Genomic DNA, 15,519 nt, shown 5'->3' with positions numbered 1-15,519 from the left:
TAAGTGTTTAAGTGTCCTTTAGACTAATAGTTCGGTATTTTGAGTAAATGACATTAGCTCCTTTGATGATTTTGACAAATTTTCGTTGCGTGTAGTCAATTTCGTAACTATTAAACGCATCTTTTTGCATTTTAATCAACATTTTGGCTAATTCCATAATGACCTCATCTTTGGGCGTGTTCTTTTGGCAAAAAACGATCAAATGCGATCCAGGAATATCTCGCACATGCATCCATAAATCATTCGCCCTTGCGTCTTGTAAGAGTTTGATATTCTCTTTTTGGTTTTTCCCTAAACCGATTTTAAAATCCTTATAATACAGCACTTCATACCCATTCATAGGGCGTTTGATTTTAGAATTTTTTACCGGCATAAACATTTCTAAAACGCTTTCTTCTTGCGCTCCTTTAACATAGTTGATTTGACTTTCTTTAAAAGCGATTTTTTCTTTCAAATTCTCTTCCTCTAAATACAAGAATTGCGATTTTTGTTTCTTTTTTTTGCTGAGAGTGAATTTTTTATTGATGAAAGCGTTTAAGGGCATGCTCTTATCAATTTCAATCGCACACTCCTTATCTTCAAAATCCTTTAAAACCACGCGGCTTTCATGCTTATGGATTAAATGCTGGTAAGTGAGCAACAATGAGGCTTGAGTTTGCAATTCTTTCGCTTCCAGCTGTAAATTTTTAGGATCTTCTAGTTTTTCTAATTTTTCTTTCAAGCGTTCTTTTTGGGTATTCAATCGCTTGATGATTTGATTTTTTTTGTGTTCTAATTCGTTATGCTGATAGGATAAAAAATCTTTTTCTAAAATGTCTAACAACCCCTTAAAATCCAAATCCTCTTCTTGATGCTCGTAAATATTAGGAGGCAATGCCCCTAAAATATCGTTTTTAGCGACCCTGTCATTAAAACGAAAGGCCTCTATCACGCATTTTTCTTGATCTAAAATCATGAGGTTGGCTTTTTTAGGGATCATTTCTAAACGCAAAATAAAATTTTCACTCTTATAAGCCAAATCTTTAGCGCTCTTGATTTCTAAAATCCGATCGTTATCAATGACGTTTGCTTGTAAAATTTTGGCGTTTTTAGTGAATTTGTTCAAACAAAAATCTAACGCTAAAGTGTTTTTTAAAACGCTCTCTGGGGGTTTTTTGGACAAACCGATATAAGGCACGCTCAAATCCACAACAAAGGCGTGTTTTTCTTTAGAAAAAGTTTCTAATAGAAAACTAGACGCACTCAAGCGTTTGAGGCTAAAATGCGTTTGAGCGTTTAAAAATTCACTGAATTTCTTTAAAAGAAAAAATTTCATTCTTGCGCCTTTAATTTTTCCTTAGCGAAAGAAATCGCGCTCTCTATATTCTCGCTCCCCCCTATCATGCGCGCGATTTCTAAAACCCTTTCTTCGTTATTAAGGGTTTTTGCAAGGCTTTTGTGGTTTTCTTTGAAAACTAAAATATGGTTTTTAGCGAGCGCTGGGATATGGACTTGGTGCGAAATGGCAAAGATTTGCGAATGGTTGCTCAAGGTTTCAAGGGCTTTAGAGACCGCTAAACTCTCTTCGCCGCTCAAGTTGGAATCCATTTCGTCTAACACCAACACGCCTTTAAAATCCTTTAAAAACTCCATTTCTAAAAGCATGAACGCCAACCTCAAACGGCTGTATTCTCCAGAGCTTAAAGTCTCTAATTGGGAATTTTGTAAATTCAAAACGAGTTTTTGAGCACCTTTTTCGCTCATGGGGGCTTCTTCTAAAACCAAACTAGGGCTTTTTAGGAGCAAATCTTTCGCTTTAGTGCTTAAAAGAGCGTTAAAACCAGCTAAATATTCTTTTCTAAAGCCGCCTATTTCTCCGCATAATTTCAAGCATTCGGTTTTTAATTGCTCTATTTCTTTGTGGTAAGTTTCGCAATAATGGTCAATTTCTTTTAGGTTATGCAACTCGTTTTTAACATGCCCCAATCGTTCTTTAGCATGCATAATACTCCCGTAATCCTTAATGATCCCGCTTAGCATGCCAAGCCTTTCTAGCACTTTTTCAATATCCAAACGCTCGCACTCTTCTAATTTAGCCTGCTCTTTTTCCAATAGAGCGCTCGCTTCTAATAAAGCGCTTTTTAAAAATTCAGCGCTATGGCCCACGCTCTCTAAAGCATGCGTGATTTTGTGGGTATTTTCTAGCACCTCTAACGCCAGAGCGATCTTATCGTTCAATTTTTCCTTACTAGAGAGCAATTTTTTCTGCTCTAAAAGGCGTTCGTATTCGTCTTCTTTTAAATCCAGCCTCTCTAATTTCATTTTTTCAAAATTCAATCGCTCTTCTAAATCCTTTTGGAAACGCTTTTTATCCTCTAATAATCGCCTTTCTTTTTCTAGCTTTTCTAAGCGGGTGAATTTTTCTTCAAGCACGCCTAAAAGGGGGCTAAACGCCTGGTTTTCGTTTTTAATATAGCCATCTAATAAGGAGAGCATTAAAATATCGTTGAGTTCATTCTGGCTGAATCTGTCGTTAGACAAGCGTTTGATCAAACCTTTTAATAACGCTTTGAGCGTGTTTTTAGACAGGCTTGTTTGGTTTAAAAAATAGCGCGTTTTTTCTTTTTTAATCACGCTGATGACTAAGGGCTCATGTTCATCTTCTCTAAAAATGCCGTATTCTTCCGTGTCTAAAAAAGGCGCAATCAATTCCACTTCAATGTTTGAAGCGTTGCTCTCTTTAAGCCCAAACGCCCCTAAAAGGCTCGCAATAAGAACGCTTTTTCCCACCCCGCTAGCCCCACTAATCGCGCTCAAGCCGTCTTTAAACTCTAGATCCAGCTTTTCAAAAACAGCGTTTTGACGCACTTTTAAGCGTGTGATTTGAGCGTTATTAAAATCTCGCATGTTTTTCACCCTTTTTATCTTTTTTTGCTAGGGCTTTCCCCCCATAAGAGCTTTTCTTTAAGCACTTTAAAATAATCCCTTGAATTTTTTTGCAAGAGCTTGGTGGTCGTGGGGCTTTTTTGAATGTATAGGGGTTGGTTGGCTTTTAAATCATAGGTGGCTTGCCCATCAATGACCACAAGAGCGTCTTCATGAGCGCAAAAGTTCAAGCAAAATTCCGCTCCTAACACTAAAGGGCGTTGCGTTAAAGAAAAATCGCACAAGGGCGTTAAAATATAGCTCTGGCTTAAAGCATGCACAATCGGCCCATGAGCGCTCAAATTATAAGCGGTCGAGCCTAGGGGCGTGGCAATGATAAGCCCATCGCCTTTATAGGTGTTAAAGGGCGTATGGCCTGCATAAGCTTTGATGTCTAAAACCCCTAAAGCTTTTTTTTTAGCGATCACAATTTCATTGATCGCATAAAAAGAGGTGTTTCCAATACGGCCCTCTAAAGCCAAATGCTCTTCTAATTTGATTCTATCTTGCTTGAGATCTTGTAAGAAATCTTTCAAGCCATTCAATTCAACCGCGCTCAAAAACCCTAAATTCCCTATTCTAACCCCAAAACATGGCTTATTGTAAGAATGCGTCATTCTTAAAGCCCCTAAAATCGTGCCATCGCCCCCTAAACATAAAAACGCATCAGCTTTTTCTATCAATCGCGCATCTTTTGCCCCATCAAGGCTATCAATCATAAAGCTTTCAAACCCCTCATCTTCTAAAAGCTTTAAAACCCATTCTTTAGCCTGCTCTAGCTTTTCAAAAAGAGGGTTTTGATAATGGGTGGGCCGCACAAACACGCCGATAGTTTGATGTGAATCTTTCATGCGTATATTGTAGCTTAAAGCTTGAAACAAAATTTTAAAAAAGGGGGTTTTAGCCGCTTTTTTATCATCTTATGTAAAATTCATGAAAAGTTTTTATTTTTATTAATGTTTCATTATTTAATCGTTTTTAATTATTTTTTGGGTATTCTTTTTAAGAATGTAAGCATTATGTTAAGGAATCATACATGAAAAAATTTTTTTCTAAACCTTTATTAGCTTTGATTGTTTCTATGAACGCGCTATTAGCCATGGATGGTAATGGCGTGTTTATAGGGGCGGGTTATTTGCAAGGACAAGCGCAAATGCATGCGGATATTAATTCTCAAAAACAAGCCACTAACGCTACGATCAAGGGCTTTGATGCGCTTTTAGGGTATCAGTTTTTCTTTGGGAAATACTTTGGCTTGCGCCTTTATGGGTTTTTTGACTACGCCCATGCCAATTCTATTAGGCTTAAAAACCCTAATTATAACAGCGAAGTGGCGCAATTGGCGGGTCAAATTCTTGGGAAACAAGAAATCGATCGTTTAACGAGCCTCGCTGATCCCAAAACCTTTGAGCCAAACATGCTCACTTATGGGGGGGCTATGGATGTGATGGTTAATGTCATTAATAACGGTATCATGAGTTTGGGGGCTTTTGGTGGGGTGCAATTAGCCGGCAATTCATGGCTTATGGCGACACCGAGTTTTGAGGGCATTTTAGTGGAGCAAGCTTTGGTGAGCAAAAAAGCCACTTCTTTCCAATTTTTATTCAATGTGGGGGCTCGCTTAAGGATCTTAAAACATTCTAGCATTGAAGCGGGAGTGAAATTCCCCATGTTAAAGAAAAACCCCTATATCACTGCAAAAAATTTGGATATAGGGTTTAGGCGCGTGTATTCATGGTATGTGAATTATGTGTTCACTTTCTAGGGGTGCTTCCCTAGAGCTCAAGCACGCTCTCAATGATTTTAATCAGATCTTCTTTTCTTTTTTCTAAGCTTTTGGGCGTCCATTCTGTGTATTGTGCAACATCTATGGTCATCTTATAGCAAGTCATCACCCTAGGAATTTTCTTTTTGTTTAACTTGATTTCCCCCATGTAGATTTTCTTTTTATCTTTGAAATCCAAATTTGAAGCTTGAGTGTTTTTCGTGCCTCCTAAAAGCGTGAGATTGGCTAAAGAATGCGTGTATAATCCTCTTTCTTCTTCGCTAAAGTCTTTAACCCATTGGCTTGAAGGATCAGGGTTTTGGGGCAAGATGTGTTCAACATGAAAATCGTTCTTTTCAATGCGTTTAGGTTTAGGATCATCGCTCATGGAATATTCCACTAAAATGAGAATGGGTCTTAGCCATGAATTTTTTGAACTCTTTTTGTGTTGTTCATACAATTTGCTGTCTTGTAGGTTTTTCTTAAAGTCTTGTGTTATCTTATGATAATCTAAATATTCTTTTACAATAGAAGCGATGCTCTCCACGCTTTTCTTTTCTTTTAAGGCTTTAATAATGTTGCAATTAGTTTGTTTTTTAGGTTCTTCTCGCGTTGCAACCCAATTTTGGTAGTAAAACTTGACTAACAATTCCTTTAAAGCCTCTATGTCTTGATCGCTATAATGGTGTAATATGCTGGTGCACAAAATAACATACAAATAATCATCGTCTTTATACGAGAGCAAATGGGCATGTCGATCTTGCATTTCTAATATTTCGCAATAAGTATTATAAAAATCTTCTACGCCCTTAAGGTATTCTAATGGGGTTTTGTTAAGCTCGTTAAACCAAGTAACGAGTCTTTTTTTCATTTTTTCTCTAGAAGTTTTCGATTCGAGATACTCTAAATACCAACTGAATAATGTCTCCATTGTTAAATCATTGTCTGAACATTTTTGGCTTAAGGCATTCCAACGAGACACAAGCTTTTTTGATCCTCTTCTTTAGCGAGTTCTTTTAACAGCTCTCCCTTAAAAATATCCGTCGCATTCAAAGGCAAACCCCTAGCGTTTAAAACATTAAAAATCCCTAACGCCTTGTCTATACTTGGGCAAATAATGGTGATAAATTTAACATTAGAATACAGCCACTCAATGAAATCGTTAATGTTTTTAATCTCTTTTTTCATGAGATAGTCTTTTAAACAGATCGCATTTTTTAGGTAATTGTTCTTATTATTTTTATTCTTGCTTGCTTGAGAGTCGTTGAAATGTTCTAATGCATCTTGAAAATCATATTCAGCGTTAGACCCTATAGTGTTAAAACTCAGTCGTTTTCTTTCTGTATGCCTATCTTTCCAACTCGCTTGTAAAAATTCTTGGTTTTCAGGGTCTAAACGCTCAGAATAGAGAGCGGATAAAACTTTTGCCAGCAGAATGAAAGTGCTTAAGCGTTGCTGGCCATCTACAATGTCATAGGTTTTGGCTTTTTTAGGATCTTCGTTGATTAGAATTAAGACTAATGAGCCGCAAAAATAATCGCTTTCTCTATCCTCTTCATAGTCTTCAAACAAATCGTCTAAAAGCTTTTCGCAGTTTTCTTCTGTCCATTGATAAGGGCGTTGGTAGATAGGGATTTGGTAATAGAATTCTTCTTTTAAAGTATTTTTTAGATACCACTCATAGCTATCAATTTTTGCCATAAAAACCCCTTGTATGATTTAGGGTAGATTATAACATTAAAAAGTGTTTTTTTTTTTTTTTGAAATATTTCTACGCATGAAGATGCATGGTTTATCGCCATGCCATTTTTTACAGCTTATTTTTAAAGCTCCTTTAAAATCTCTGAAGGCGATTTGAACGCTAGATTGAAAGCTTTAGCGATGCCTTCTTGGGTGATATAGCCGTTATAAGCGCTCAAGCCTCCAAGGGTGTTTGCCACGATTTTAGTGTTGGCTGTTAAAAAACCTTTCAAGCCATGCTCTAAATAATACAACAAATACGGTGCGCTCGCATGGCTGTAAGCCGTAGAACTCGTTTTAGCGACAATCCCTGGCATGTTCGGCACGCCATAATGCAACAAATCCTCTTCCACATACACCGGGTTAGAATGGCTTGTTTGGTGTATGGTTTCTATGCACCCCCCTAAATCGCAAGCCACATCTATCACTACCCCTTGTTTTTGCATACACTTTAAATGCCTTCTTAAGATCACTTTAGGGGTTTGGCTCGCTGTAACCAGCACCGCTCCCACTAGCCCTACTGCTCCGTTTAAGGCGTGAATGATATTGGCTTCATTCACGCTTAAAACTTCTAAATCATACAAATGATAATAGGGGTGGTTTTGCAATTTAGCGTAGTCTAATTCTAAAATCGTTACTTTAGCCCCCATTTGGCTTAAGACTTTCGCGCTCTCCATGCCAACCACACCGCCCCCAACCACAACGATTTTAGCCCTTTGCGCGCCCGATAACCCCCCTAGCATGACCCCCTTACCCATAAACCCTTTAACATGCTCTAAAGCCAGTAAATAATGCTGGACTAAATGCGCAGCCAATCTCCCAGCCACCACGCTCATAGGCGCTAAAATAGGGTAGTCGTTTTTAGGCCCAGCAATGGTTTCAGTGCAAATAGAAGTGATTTTTTTATCTATAAACATTTCACACAAGCTTTTTTGATACGCTAGATCCAAATAACTAAACAGCGTGGCTTTTTCTTTCAATAAAGGGTATTCATGCTCTAAAGGCTCTTTGCATTTGACCACCAAATCCTGCCCCCACGCCGTTTTAGAATCCACGATTTTAGCCCCCACGCTTTCATACACTTCGTTGCTATAACCGCTATTAGCACCGGCATGATTTTCCACCAAAACCTCCACGCCCTTTTGAACGATTAGCGCCACATCATCAGGCACCAAAGCCACTCGTGATTCCAAATCCATGCTTTCTTTAACTAGCCCAATAGTCATGTTAATCCTTTAAATAGTAGTGTCAGTTATGATTATATTCGCTCAATAAGATATTTGAGCGTTTTTCTGTCAAAAACTTGAATGGTTTTACTCTTTTACACAATGAAATTACTCTATTTATTATCCATTTGCTTATTAGTAATTGGTTGTTAATTTTGGTTTAGAATAAAAATATGAGTGGGGATTTAAAGGAGTTATAAAATGATTTTAGTAGGATTAGAAGCGGAATTAGGAGCGTCAAAAAGAGGCACCGATAAGGGGGTTAGGCGTTTGAGAGAAGCTTTGAGTAAAACGCATGGCGATGTGATTAAAGGCATGCAAACGATCACTCAAGAGCGGTGCGTGCTTTATAAGGAGTTTAGATACGCTAAGAATTTTGAAGATTACTACCTTTTTTGTAAAGAAAATTTGATCCCTTGCATGAAAGAAGTGTTTGAAAAAAAAGAATTCCCTTTAATTTTAAGCTCAGAGCATGCGAACATGTTTGGGATTTTCCAAGCCTTTAGGAGCGTTCATAAGGACAAAAAAATAGGGATTTTGTATTTAGACGCGCATGCGGATATTCACACGGCTTATGACAGCGATACAAAGCATATCCACGGCATGCCTTTGGGTATGGTTTTAAATCGTGTCCATAGCGGGGTTAATCGCATGAGCGAGAGCGAAGAAAAGGCATGGCAAAAGCTTTGCTCTTTGGGGTTAGAAAAGGGAGGGTTAGAAATTGATCCTAAATGTTTGGTGTATTTTGGGGTAAGAAGCACAGAAAAAAGCGAAAGAGATGTGATTAAGGAATTAGAAATCCCTTTATTTAGCGTGGACGCGATAAGAGAAAACATGCAAGAAGTGGTTCAAAAAACCAAAGAGTTATTAAAAGCGGTGGGTATTATTTACCTTAGCTTGGATTTAGACATTATGGATGGCAAGCTTTTCACTTCTACCGGCGTGCGTGAAAATAACGGGCTGAGTTTTGATGAGCTCAAGCAATTACTGGGCTTGCTTTTAGAAAGTTTTAAAGACAGATTAAAAGCTGTTGAGGTAACCGAATACAACCCCACGGTGAGCGTAAAACACACCAACGAAGAAGAAAAGCAGGTTTTAGAGATCTTGGATCTCATCATCAATAGCTGTAAAATTAAAGATAGGAAGCAATCTTTTGCAAGGAGTTACTGATCGCTTTCAAACAAAACGATAAAAAGTTAAAAAAGGGGCGGTGTTTAGATGAAAAGTTAAACCGCTTTTAGCGTCAAAGAATGTCTTGTGTGTTTTGAAAACGCATGCAAGCTCGTTGCGTGTCAAAAATGGGGATTTTTCACTAGAGATTGAGTAAAATCAGCCAAATCAAAAAAAAAAAAAAAGATTTTCGTAGGATTAATAAAATTTTAAGAATTTTTATGATAGAATTCCGTGTATTATTAAGTTTTTTTTGTTTTTATTACTTAATAGGCGTTCGTTATCAGTGTGATTTTACTTGAAAAATTTAAATCATTTTTTAATCTCTCAAAACATAAGGAGTTTGTGTTGCATAAAAAAGTTCTGTTGGCTTTAACTGCCAGTTTGATTTGCCAAGAGTCTTTGTTCGCTAAGGAAAAAGACTACACTTTGGGCAAGGTTTCTACTGCCGGTAAAAAGGATAGATCCGATTATTCTGGGCAGGTCAATTTGGGTTATAGCGGGATTACCGCGCCTAAGAGTTGGCAAGATGAAGAAGTGAAAAAATACACAGGAAGCCGCACGGTGATCTCTAATAAAGCGCTCACCCAACAAGCTAACCAAAGCATTGAAGAAGCTTTACAGAATGTCCCCGGTCTGCAAATTAGGAATGCGACAGGTGTAGGGGCTATGCCTACTATCCAAATCCGTGGCTTTGGGGCTGGGGGTTCAAGGCATAGCGATGCGACGCTGATGTTAGTTAATGGTATTCCTGTTTATATGGCCCCCTACGCTCACATTGAGCTAGACATTTTCCCCGTTACCTTCCAAGCCATTGATCGCATTGATGTGATCAAGGGTGGAGGTAGCGTGCAGTATGGGCCTAACACTTATGGGGGTATTGTCAATATCATCACTAAGCCTATCCCTACTCAATGGGAAAACCAAGCGGCTGAAAGGATCACTTATTGGGCTAAGGCTAGAAACGCCGGGTTTGCCGCTCCCCCTGATAAAACCGGCGATCCTTCTTTCATCAAGTCCTTAGGCAACAACCTCCTCTATGAACACTTATGTGAGGAGCGGAGGGATGATCAATAAGCATGTGGGTATCCAAGCGCAAGCTAACTGGGTTAGAGGACAAGGCTTTAGGGACAATAGCCCCTCTAATATTTCAAACTATTGGCTAGATGGGATCTATGACATCAATGAAAACAATGGGATTAAAGCCTATTACCAATACTACGATTTTGCTATCGCTCAACCGGGATCACTCAGCGAGCAAGATTACAAAATAAACCGCTTCGCTAATTTGCGCCCCTTAAACCAAAAAGGCGGGCGCTCACAACGCTTTGGGGCTGTGTATGAAAACCGCTTTGGGGATTTAGACAGAGTGGGCGGGACTTTTAGCTTCACTTACTATGGGCAGTTGATGACTAGGGACTTTCAAGTGAGCTCTAGCTACAATAGCGCTAACACGGTTACTTGTTTTAGCGAAGCGGCATGCAGGGCGGCGGGACTTCCGGCAGGGTATAACTTGGCTGTGCCTTATTATGCCACTAACTACAATGGTTGGGCAGAAGTAGAAAACCCTGTGCGCTCCATTAACAACGCTTTTGAGCCTAAAGTGAATCTGATCGTCAATACCGGGAAAGTCAAGCAAACCTTTATCATGGGCTTGCGTTTCATGACCACCACTTTTTTACAACGCCAATACTTAAACACCAATGAATGCGCCACCAAAACGAGCGGTGAGGGGGCAGGATTCTTGTGTGAGGGCGCTAATGTGATGAGCGGTTGGAAACCCCACATCAAGCATGGCGTTTATAGAAACTGGAATAACTGGCGTAACAATTACACAGCAGTTTATTTGAGCGATCGCATTGAAGCTTGGGACGGGCGCTTTTTCATCGTGCCTGGTTTGCGCTACGCTTTTGTGCAATACAACAACGAAAATGCGGCTAATTGGGCACAAATCCCTGAGAAGGATTTAAGAAAAATCAAGCACATGAACAATTGGATGCCCTCAACCAACATTGGCTTTATCCCTGTGCAAGGCGATCACAATGTGCTTACCTACTTCAACTACCAACGCTCTTTCGTCCCGCCTCAATTAGACGTTTTGAGCTATGGAGGAGCGGAGTATTTTACCCAACACTTTGACACGGTGGAAGCAGGAGCGCGCTACACCTATAAAGATAAATTCAGCTTTAATGCGGACTACTTCAGGATTTGGGCGCGCGATTTTGCCACCGGGCAGTATTCAGTCTATACAAGCGGTCCCATGAAAGGTAATGTGCGCCCCATTAATGGCTATTCTCAAGGCGTGGAGTTGGAATTGTATTACAGGCCTATTAGAGGGCTTCAATTCCATGCCGCTTTCAACTACATTGACACTCGTGTAACCAGCCATGGCCCTTTAACCGACTTGAACGGGGATGTGCTAAAAGGGACTAGCTATAACAAGCATTTCCCTTTTGTAAGCCCTTTCCAGTTCATTTTTGACGCTCGTTACAATTGGCGTAAAACCACCATTGGTATTTCTAGCTATTTTTATAGTCGCGCTTATAGCGGGATTAGCAACAGCGCAGCAGGAGGCTATTATGGGATGCAATATTATAGTGGGGGGAACAACTATGAAAGCGTTCTCAATAGCGGTTATCAATGCGAAGCTTGGTGTATGACCCAACATGAAGGGCTCTTGCCTTGGTATTGGGTGTGGAATATCCAAGTGAGCCAAATTTTCTGGGAAAACGGGAGACACAGAGTTACAGGAAGTTTGCAAATCAATAATATCTTTAACATGAAGTATTATTTTACAGGGATTGGCTCTAGTCCTGCAGGCTTGCAACCTGCTCCTGGAAGATCGGTTACAGCGTATTTGAACTACACTTTCTAAAGGCTTTAAAAAGGAGGGGGATTGTTGCACGATGATGAGCCGCTAAAATTAGCCGCTTAGCGATTTCACTAATTTCACTAATATTGTGGAGCATTCATTTAAGAACGCTCCAAATAAGTTTCTTTGAGGCTGGCCTTAGCCCTTTGCCAATCAGGCAAATACAAACTCAGCAAATCCCTAAAATATTCGTTATGGTGGTGCACTTTGAAATGCAATAATTCATGCACAACCACATATTCAATGCCTTCACTAGGCGCTTTAGCCAATTCCAAATTGAAAAGTAGGGTGCGTTTAGCAATATTGCAACTCCCCCATATCCGTTTCATTTTTTGGATTCTAAAGCTTTGTATGCTTTCGTTTAAAATCTTTTCATACTGGTTGATGCAGGTTTGTATTTTTTCTCTTAAAACTTGTCTGTAGTAGTTTTCTAACACTTTTAAGCGGTTTTCTAAGCTTGTTTTTTTCTGGACATGCAAGATTAAATATTTAGGGCTTTGGAGAACGAAGTGTTTTTTTATAGTGTGTTCAATCTTTAACAAATAGCGTTTCCCAAAAAGATAATGGCTTTCTCTCTCTAGCATTCCTCTTTGGCTCTGTCTGTTTTGGTTTAAAAAATTTTGTTGCTGTTCTTTTATCCAAGGGAGTCTTTTAATCAAAGAAAGCCTAAGGCTCTCATCGTTTAAAGCTAGGGGGCAAGACACATGCACAGAGCCATCAGGCGGGCAAACGCTAATTTGTAAATGCTTAATATCCTTTTTTTCTATGGCGATGTTGGTATTATTTAAAGTCAAACAATAAGCGTTCATTAGTGATACTCCTCTATGTGTTTGGCTAAATTAAAGACATTTTCTAACAAACCCTCATCGTCTATGATTTTTCTTAAAGCGATTTTAAGGTTTTTTTCTTTTTGGTTATGCCCCACCCAACCATCTTTTTTGTTATCCCTTATGCATGCGTCTATATCTAGGGCTAAGGCTTCATTTTGATCTAAATTATCATAGAGGGTTTTTAAAGCGTTAGTGTTGATCTTTTTAGGGTAATTTTTATCTTCTTTATCAATAACTTGTTTGGCTAAATGTTGGATTTGTTGCAAGTATTCTAAATAGGTTAATTTCTTTTCTCTAAACTGGTTGATCAAATCGTTTAAAAGCGAAGATAATTTTTCGTAATACTTAGGATCGCTCGCTTCTTTTTCTATAATGCGTTTTTTAGTGTTGTTAGCGATGCTTTCTGCCATAGAGCTTTCACTTTTGAATACTTGAGATAACGCCTTATTAAAATCATTAACATTCATTTGGGCTAAAACTTCGCACAGCCCTTGATCTTCTATTTTGATTAGCGTCTTGCTATCTGTGGCTTTAATGTAAGCGTCTAAGATCCTACGCATGTCTTCGCTATAGCTTTTTAAATCCACGCTATCCCCACTACTCAAGCCAACCGCTTTTTGTAAATGCCTATAAAATTGCGCTTCTTGTTTGATTTGTTGCATTTCTTCTTTAGAATAAATGGGCTTTTCTAAATTATTCAATTCCACAAACATTCTTAAAAACGCGCCAACAAGCTGGTAAAACAACCGCCTTTTTTGAGCGTTTTTTTCTAAATCGCTCCCACAAAAATAAGCGATATAATCCATTTCATCTTTTGGCTCTTTCACGCCTTCGCAAAGCGATTTTAACTGATCTCTAACCTCTTCTAATTTTTTCTTAATCTTTTGGGATTTGTCAGAGATAAGCCCTTGAATGTCTTCTCTTTCATAGTTTTCAAACGCTTTATTGGTGTAATCGCTGTGCGCTTCTTGCAAGCTATCAAACAAATCCTTATAGTCTATGATACAGCCAAAATCCTTATCTTCGCTATCCAATCTATTCACCCTGCACACCGCTTGAAAAAGCCCATGATCTTGCATTTTCTTATCCATGTATAAATAAGTGAGGCTTGGCGCATCAAAACCGGTCAATAGCTTATCCACCACGATCAACAGCTTCATTCTATTAGGCTCATTAATAAAACGCTCTTTAACTTTTTCTTCAAACTCTTTAATTTTATTGAGGGCTTTTTTCTCATCTTTTTCATCAAAAAAGTTTTGCAGCATTGTGCAATAAGTGCGGTATTTGTAACTCTCTTCGCTCTCATCGCTCCCACAATCTTTCAGATCAGCGATATTGGGTTCATAGCTTGTGATCACAGCCACCTTATCCTTTAATTCTGTTTCTAAAAAGAGTTCAAAATACCGGCATGCGTTATACACGCTTTCAGCCACCAGCATGGCATTCCCCTTTCCATTCCTTAATCGTGGGAGTTTTGCCATATCCAATACAATATCTTGCACAATATGTTCCAATCTGTCTTTAGTGGAAAAAACTTTTTGCAAATTAACCCATTTCTTTTTAAGCTCTGTTTTAGCCGTCTCATTCAAGTTTTGGGTTTTTAATTCAAAATATTCGTCCAGCTTTTCAGGGCTACTGACATATTGTTCCACGCTCCTAGCTTCATAATTTAAATCTAACACCACTTTATCGCTAACGGCTTCATTAAATTTATAGCAATGGATATAATCCCCAAACACTTCCTGGCTTGTCTTTTTATCTTGTTTCAATAAAGGCGTGCCGCTAAAGGCTATAAAAATCGCATTAGGGAGCAGGCTTTTCATGGCTTTGTGCAATTTAGCGCTTTGGGTTCTGTGGCATTCATCCACTAAAACAACCCATTCCTTTAAAACAGGTTGTTTTTTTAAATCTTCTAAGTCGTTGTCATCAAATTTATGCACAAGCGATCCAACCAAAAATTCCTTATTTTCAAACAGCACGCTCAACAAATCCTTCTTGCTGTCTGCACGATAAATAGCCTCGCCTATCCCACTAAACACGCCTTGAATTTGAGCGTCTAATTCCCTCCTGTCCGTAACGATTAAAATCCTCGCTTGTTTTCTATTTCTTCTCAGCCATTTAGTAAGCCACACCATAGTCAAGCTCTTACCGCTGCCTTGCGTGTGCCAGATAATCCCCCCTTCTTTTCTTTGGATAAATTCTTGCGTTTTTTTAATTGCAAAATACTGATGGAACCTGGCGCATTTCTTTTGCCCCTTATCAAAAATCAAAAAATCATGGATAAATTCTAAAAACCTTTCTTTTTTTAAAAAGCATTCAATCGTCTCAAACAAATTTTTTAAAACGCCCTCTTCTTTCCAAGAAAGGTAGTATTTTTCTTCAGTTTCTATGACGCCATATTTTAGCCCTTGACTTTCATTGCCCGCCATAACCAATTGGATCGTTTTAAAAAAATCTCTAATAAATTCTTTCTTCTGGTTGTCTAAATTTTGCCGGATACCGCTTTCTACGCTCACGCTGGAATTTTTTAATTCTAGCACCCCTAAAGCGATCCCATTAACATAAAGCACCACATCCGGCCGTTTCGTGTTTGGCCCTTTAACGCTCACTTCTTCAGCCACGCTAAATTCATTCTTAGAAACATCTTTCCAATCAATGAAATAAGTCGTTTGAGTGTTTTCATTCTGGCTTATTTTAGTTTTCACGCCATAAATCAAAAGCTCGTAAAATGTTTGATTCGCTTCGTATAAATCGTTTTTTAAAGCTGTATGGATTTTATGCTCAATTTTATGCCACCTTTCAGGCTCAATTTTTTGATTTTTAATTAACCATGCTTTCAAGCTTTCTTTATTAATGTTTTCATTATCGCTCTTTGTTAAATCCCCTAAATACGCATAGCCCATGCTTTTAAAAGTTTCTATGACTTGCTTTTGAACTTCTTTTTCTGTTTTCATCATAAACCCCCTAAGAACGCTTTTTATCGCTTTATATTATAATCCTAAAAACAAAATA

At 38.6% G+C, this 15,519-nt stretch carries 8 protein-coding genes and 2 pseudogenes; 3 read left to right on the top strand and 7 right to left on the bottom strand.

Going from position 1 to position 15,519, the window contains the following annotated elements; all coding sequences use genetic code 11:
• Nucleotides 1-7: 7 nt before the first annotated feature.
• From DQL14_RS00670 to DQL14_RS00660, 3 genes are read right to left on the bottom strand one after another with little or no spacing between them, the layout of a single operon-like run.
• Nucleotides 8-1,315 carry an NFACT family protein gene (locus tag DQL14_RS00670; protein WP_108169492.1) on the bottom strand — a complete coding sequence of 436 codons (1,308 nt, stop codon included), beginning with the start codon at nucleotides 1,313-1,315 and terminating at the stop codon, nucleotides 8-10.
• The gene (locus tag DQL14_RS00665) at nucleotides 1,312-2,886 is read right to left on the bottom strand and encodes a DNA repair protein RecN (protein WP_108169491.1); all 1,575 of its coding nucleotides are present in this window, start codon (nucleotides 2,884-2,886) and stop codon (nucleotides 1,312-1,314) included. Before DQL14_RS00665 ends, DQL14_RS00670 begins: the two co-directional genes overlap by 4 nt.
• A gap of 14 nt (nucleotides 2,887-2,900) precedes the next feature.
• Nucleotides 2,901-3,755, bottom strand: coding sequence for an NAD(+)/NADH kinase (locus tag DQL14_RS00660; RefSeq protein ID WP_108169966.1), 855 nt, complete (start codon nucleotides 3,753-3,755; stop codon nucleotides 2,901-2,903).
• 185 nt (nucleotides 3,756-3,940) lie between these two features.
• Between DQL14_RS00660 and DQL14_RS00655 the strand changes: the two genes are divergently transcribed.
• A complete protein-coding gene (locus tag DQL14_RS00655) occupies nucleotides 3,941-4,669 on the top strand; it encodes an outer membrane protein (protein WP_108169490.1) in 729 nt (242 codons plus the stop codon).
• Between the two features lie 10 nt (nucleotides 4,670-4,679).
• Here the strand turns inward: DQL14_RS00655 and DQL14_RS00650 are convergent.
• Both DQL14_RS00650 and DQL14_RS00645 read right to left on the bottom strand, forming a co-directional pair.
• A pseudogene (locus tag DQL14_RS00650) lies at nucleotides 4,680-6,370 on the bottom strand (DUF262 domain-containing protein).
• A 122-nt stretch (nucleotides 6,371-6,492) separates the two neighbouring features.
• The gene (locus DQL14_RS00645) at nucleotides 6,493-7,635 is read right to left on the bottom strand and encodes an alanine dehydrogenase (RefSeq protein ID WP_108169489.1); all 1,143 of its coding nucleotides are present in this window, start codon (nucleotides 7,633-7,635) and stop codon (nucleotides 6,493-6,495) included.
• Between the two features lie 201 nt (nucleotides 7,636-7,836).
• Here DQL14_RS00645 and rocF point away from each other — a divergent pair, with 201 nt between their 5' ends.
• Nucleotides 7,837-8,805, top strand: coding sequence for an arginase (gene rocF / locus DQL14_RS00640; RefSeq protein ID WP_108169488.1), 969 nt, complete (start codon nucleotides 7,837-7,839; stop codon nucleotides 8,803-8,805).
• Between the two features lie 348 nt (nucleotides 8,806-9,153).
• A pseudogene (locus tag DQL14_RS00635) lies at nucleotides 9,154-11,680 on the top strand (TonB-dependent receptor family protein).
• Between the two features lie 98 nt (nucleotides 11,681-11,778).
• Here DQL14_RS00635 and DQL14_RS00630 read toward each other — a convergent pair.
• Both DQL14_RS00630 and DQL14_RS00625 read right to left on the bottom strand, forming a co-directional pair.
• On the bottom strand, nucleotides 11,779-12,486 hold the full coding sequence (locus DQL14_RS00630; protein WP_108169487.1) for a YgjP family zinc-dependent metalloprotease: 708 nt from the start codon (nucleotides 12,484-12,486) through the stop codon (nucleotides 11,779-11,781).
• Nucleotides 12,486-15,461 (bottom strand): type I restriction endonuclease subunit R, encoded by a 2,976-nt coding sequence (locus tag DQL14_RS00625; RefSeq protein ID WP_162296902.1) that lies wholly within the window; start codon nucleotides 15,459-15,461, stop codon nucleotides 12,486-12,488. Before DQL14_RS00625 ends, DQL14_RS00630 begins: the two co-directional genes overlap by 1 nt.
• Nucleotides 15,462-15,519 lie beyond the last annotated feature (58 nt).

The sequence above is a fragment of the Helicobacter pylori NCTC 11637 = CCUG 17874 = ATCC 43504 = JCM 12093 genome, assembly GCF_900478295.1.
Taxonomy (GTDB): Bacteria; Campylobacterota; Campylobacteria; order Campylobacterales; family Helicobacteraceae; genus Helicobacter; species Helicobacter pylori.
Note: the sequence above shows the minus strand (reverse complement) of the source record. Positions and strands in the feature narration are given on the sequence as shown.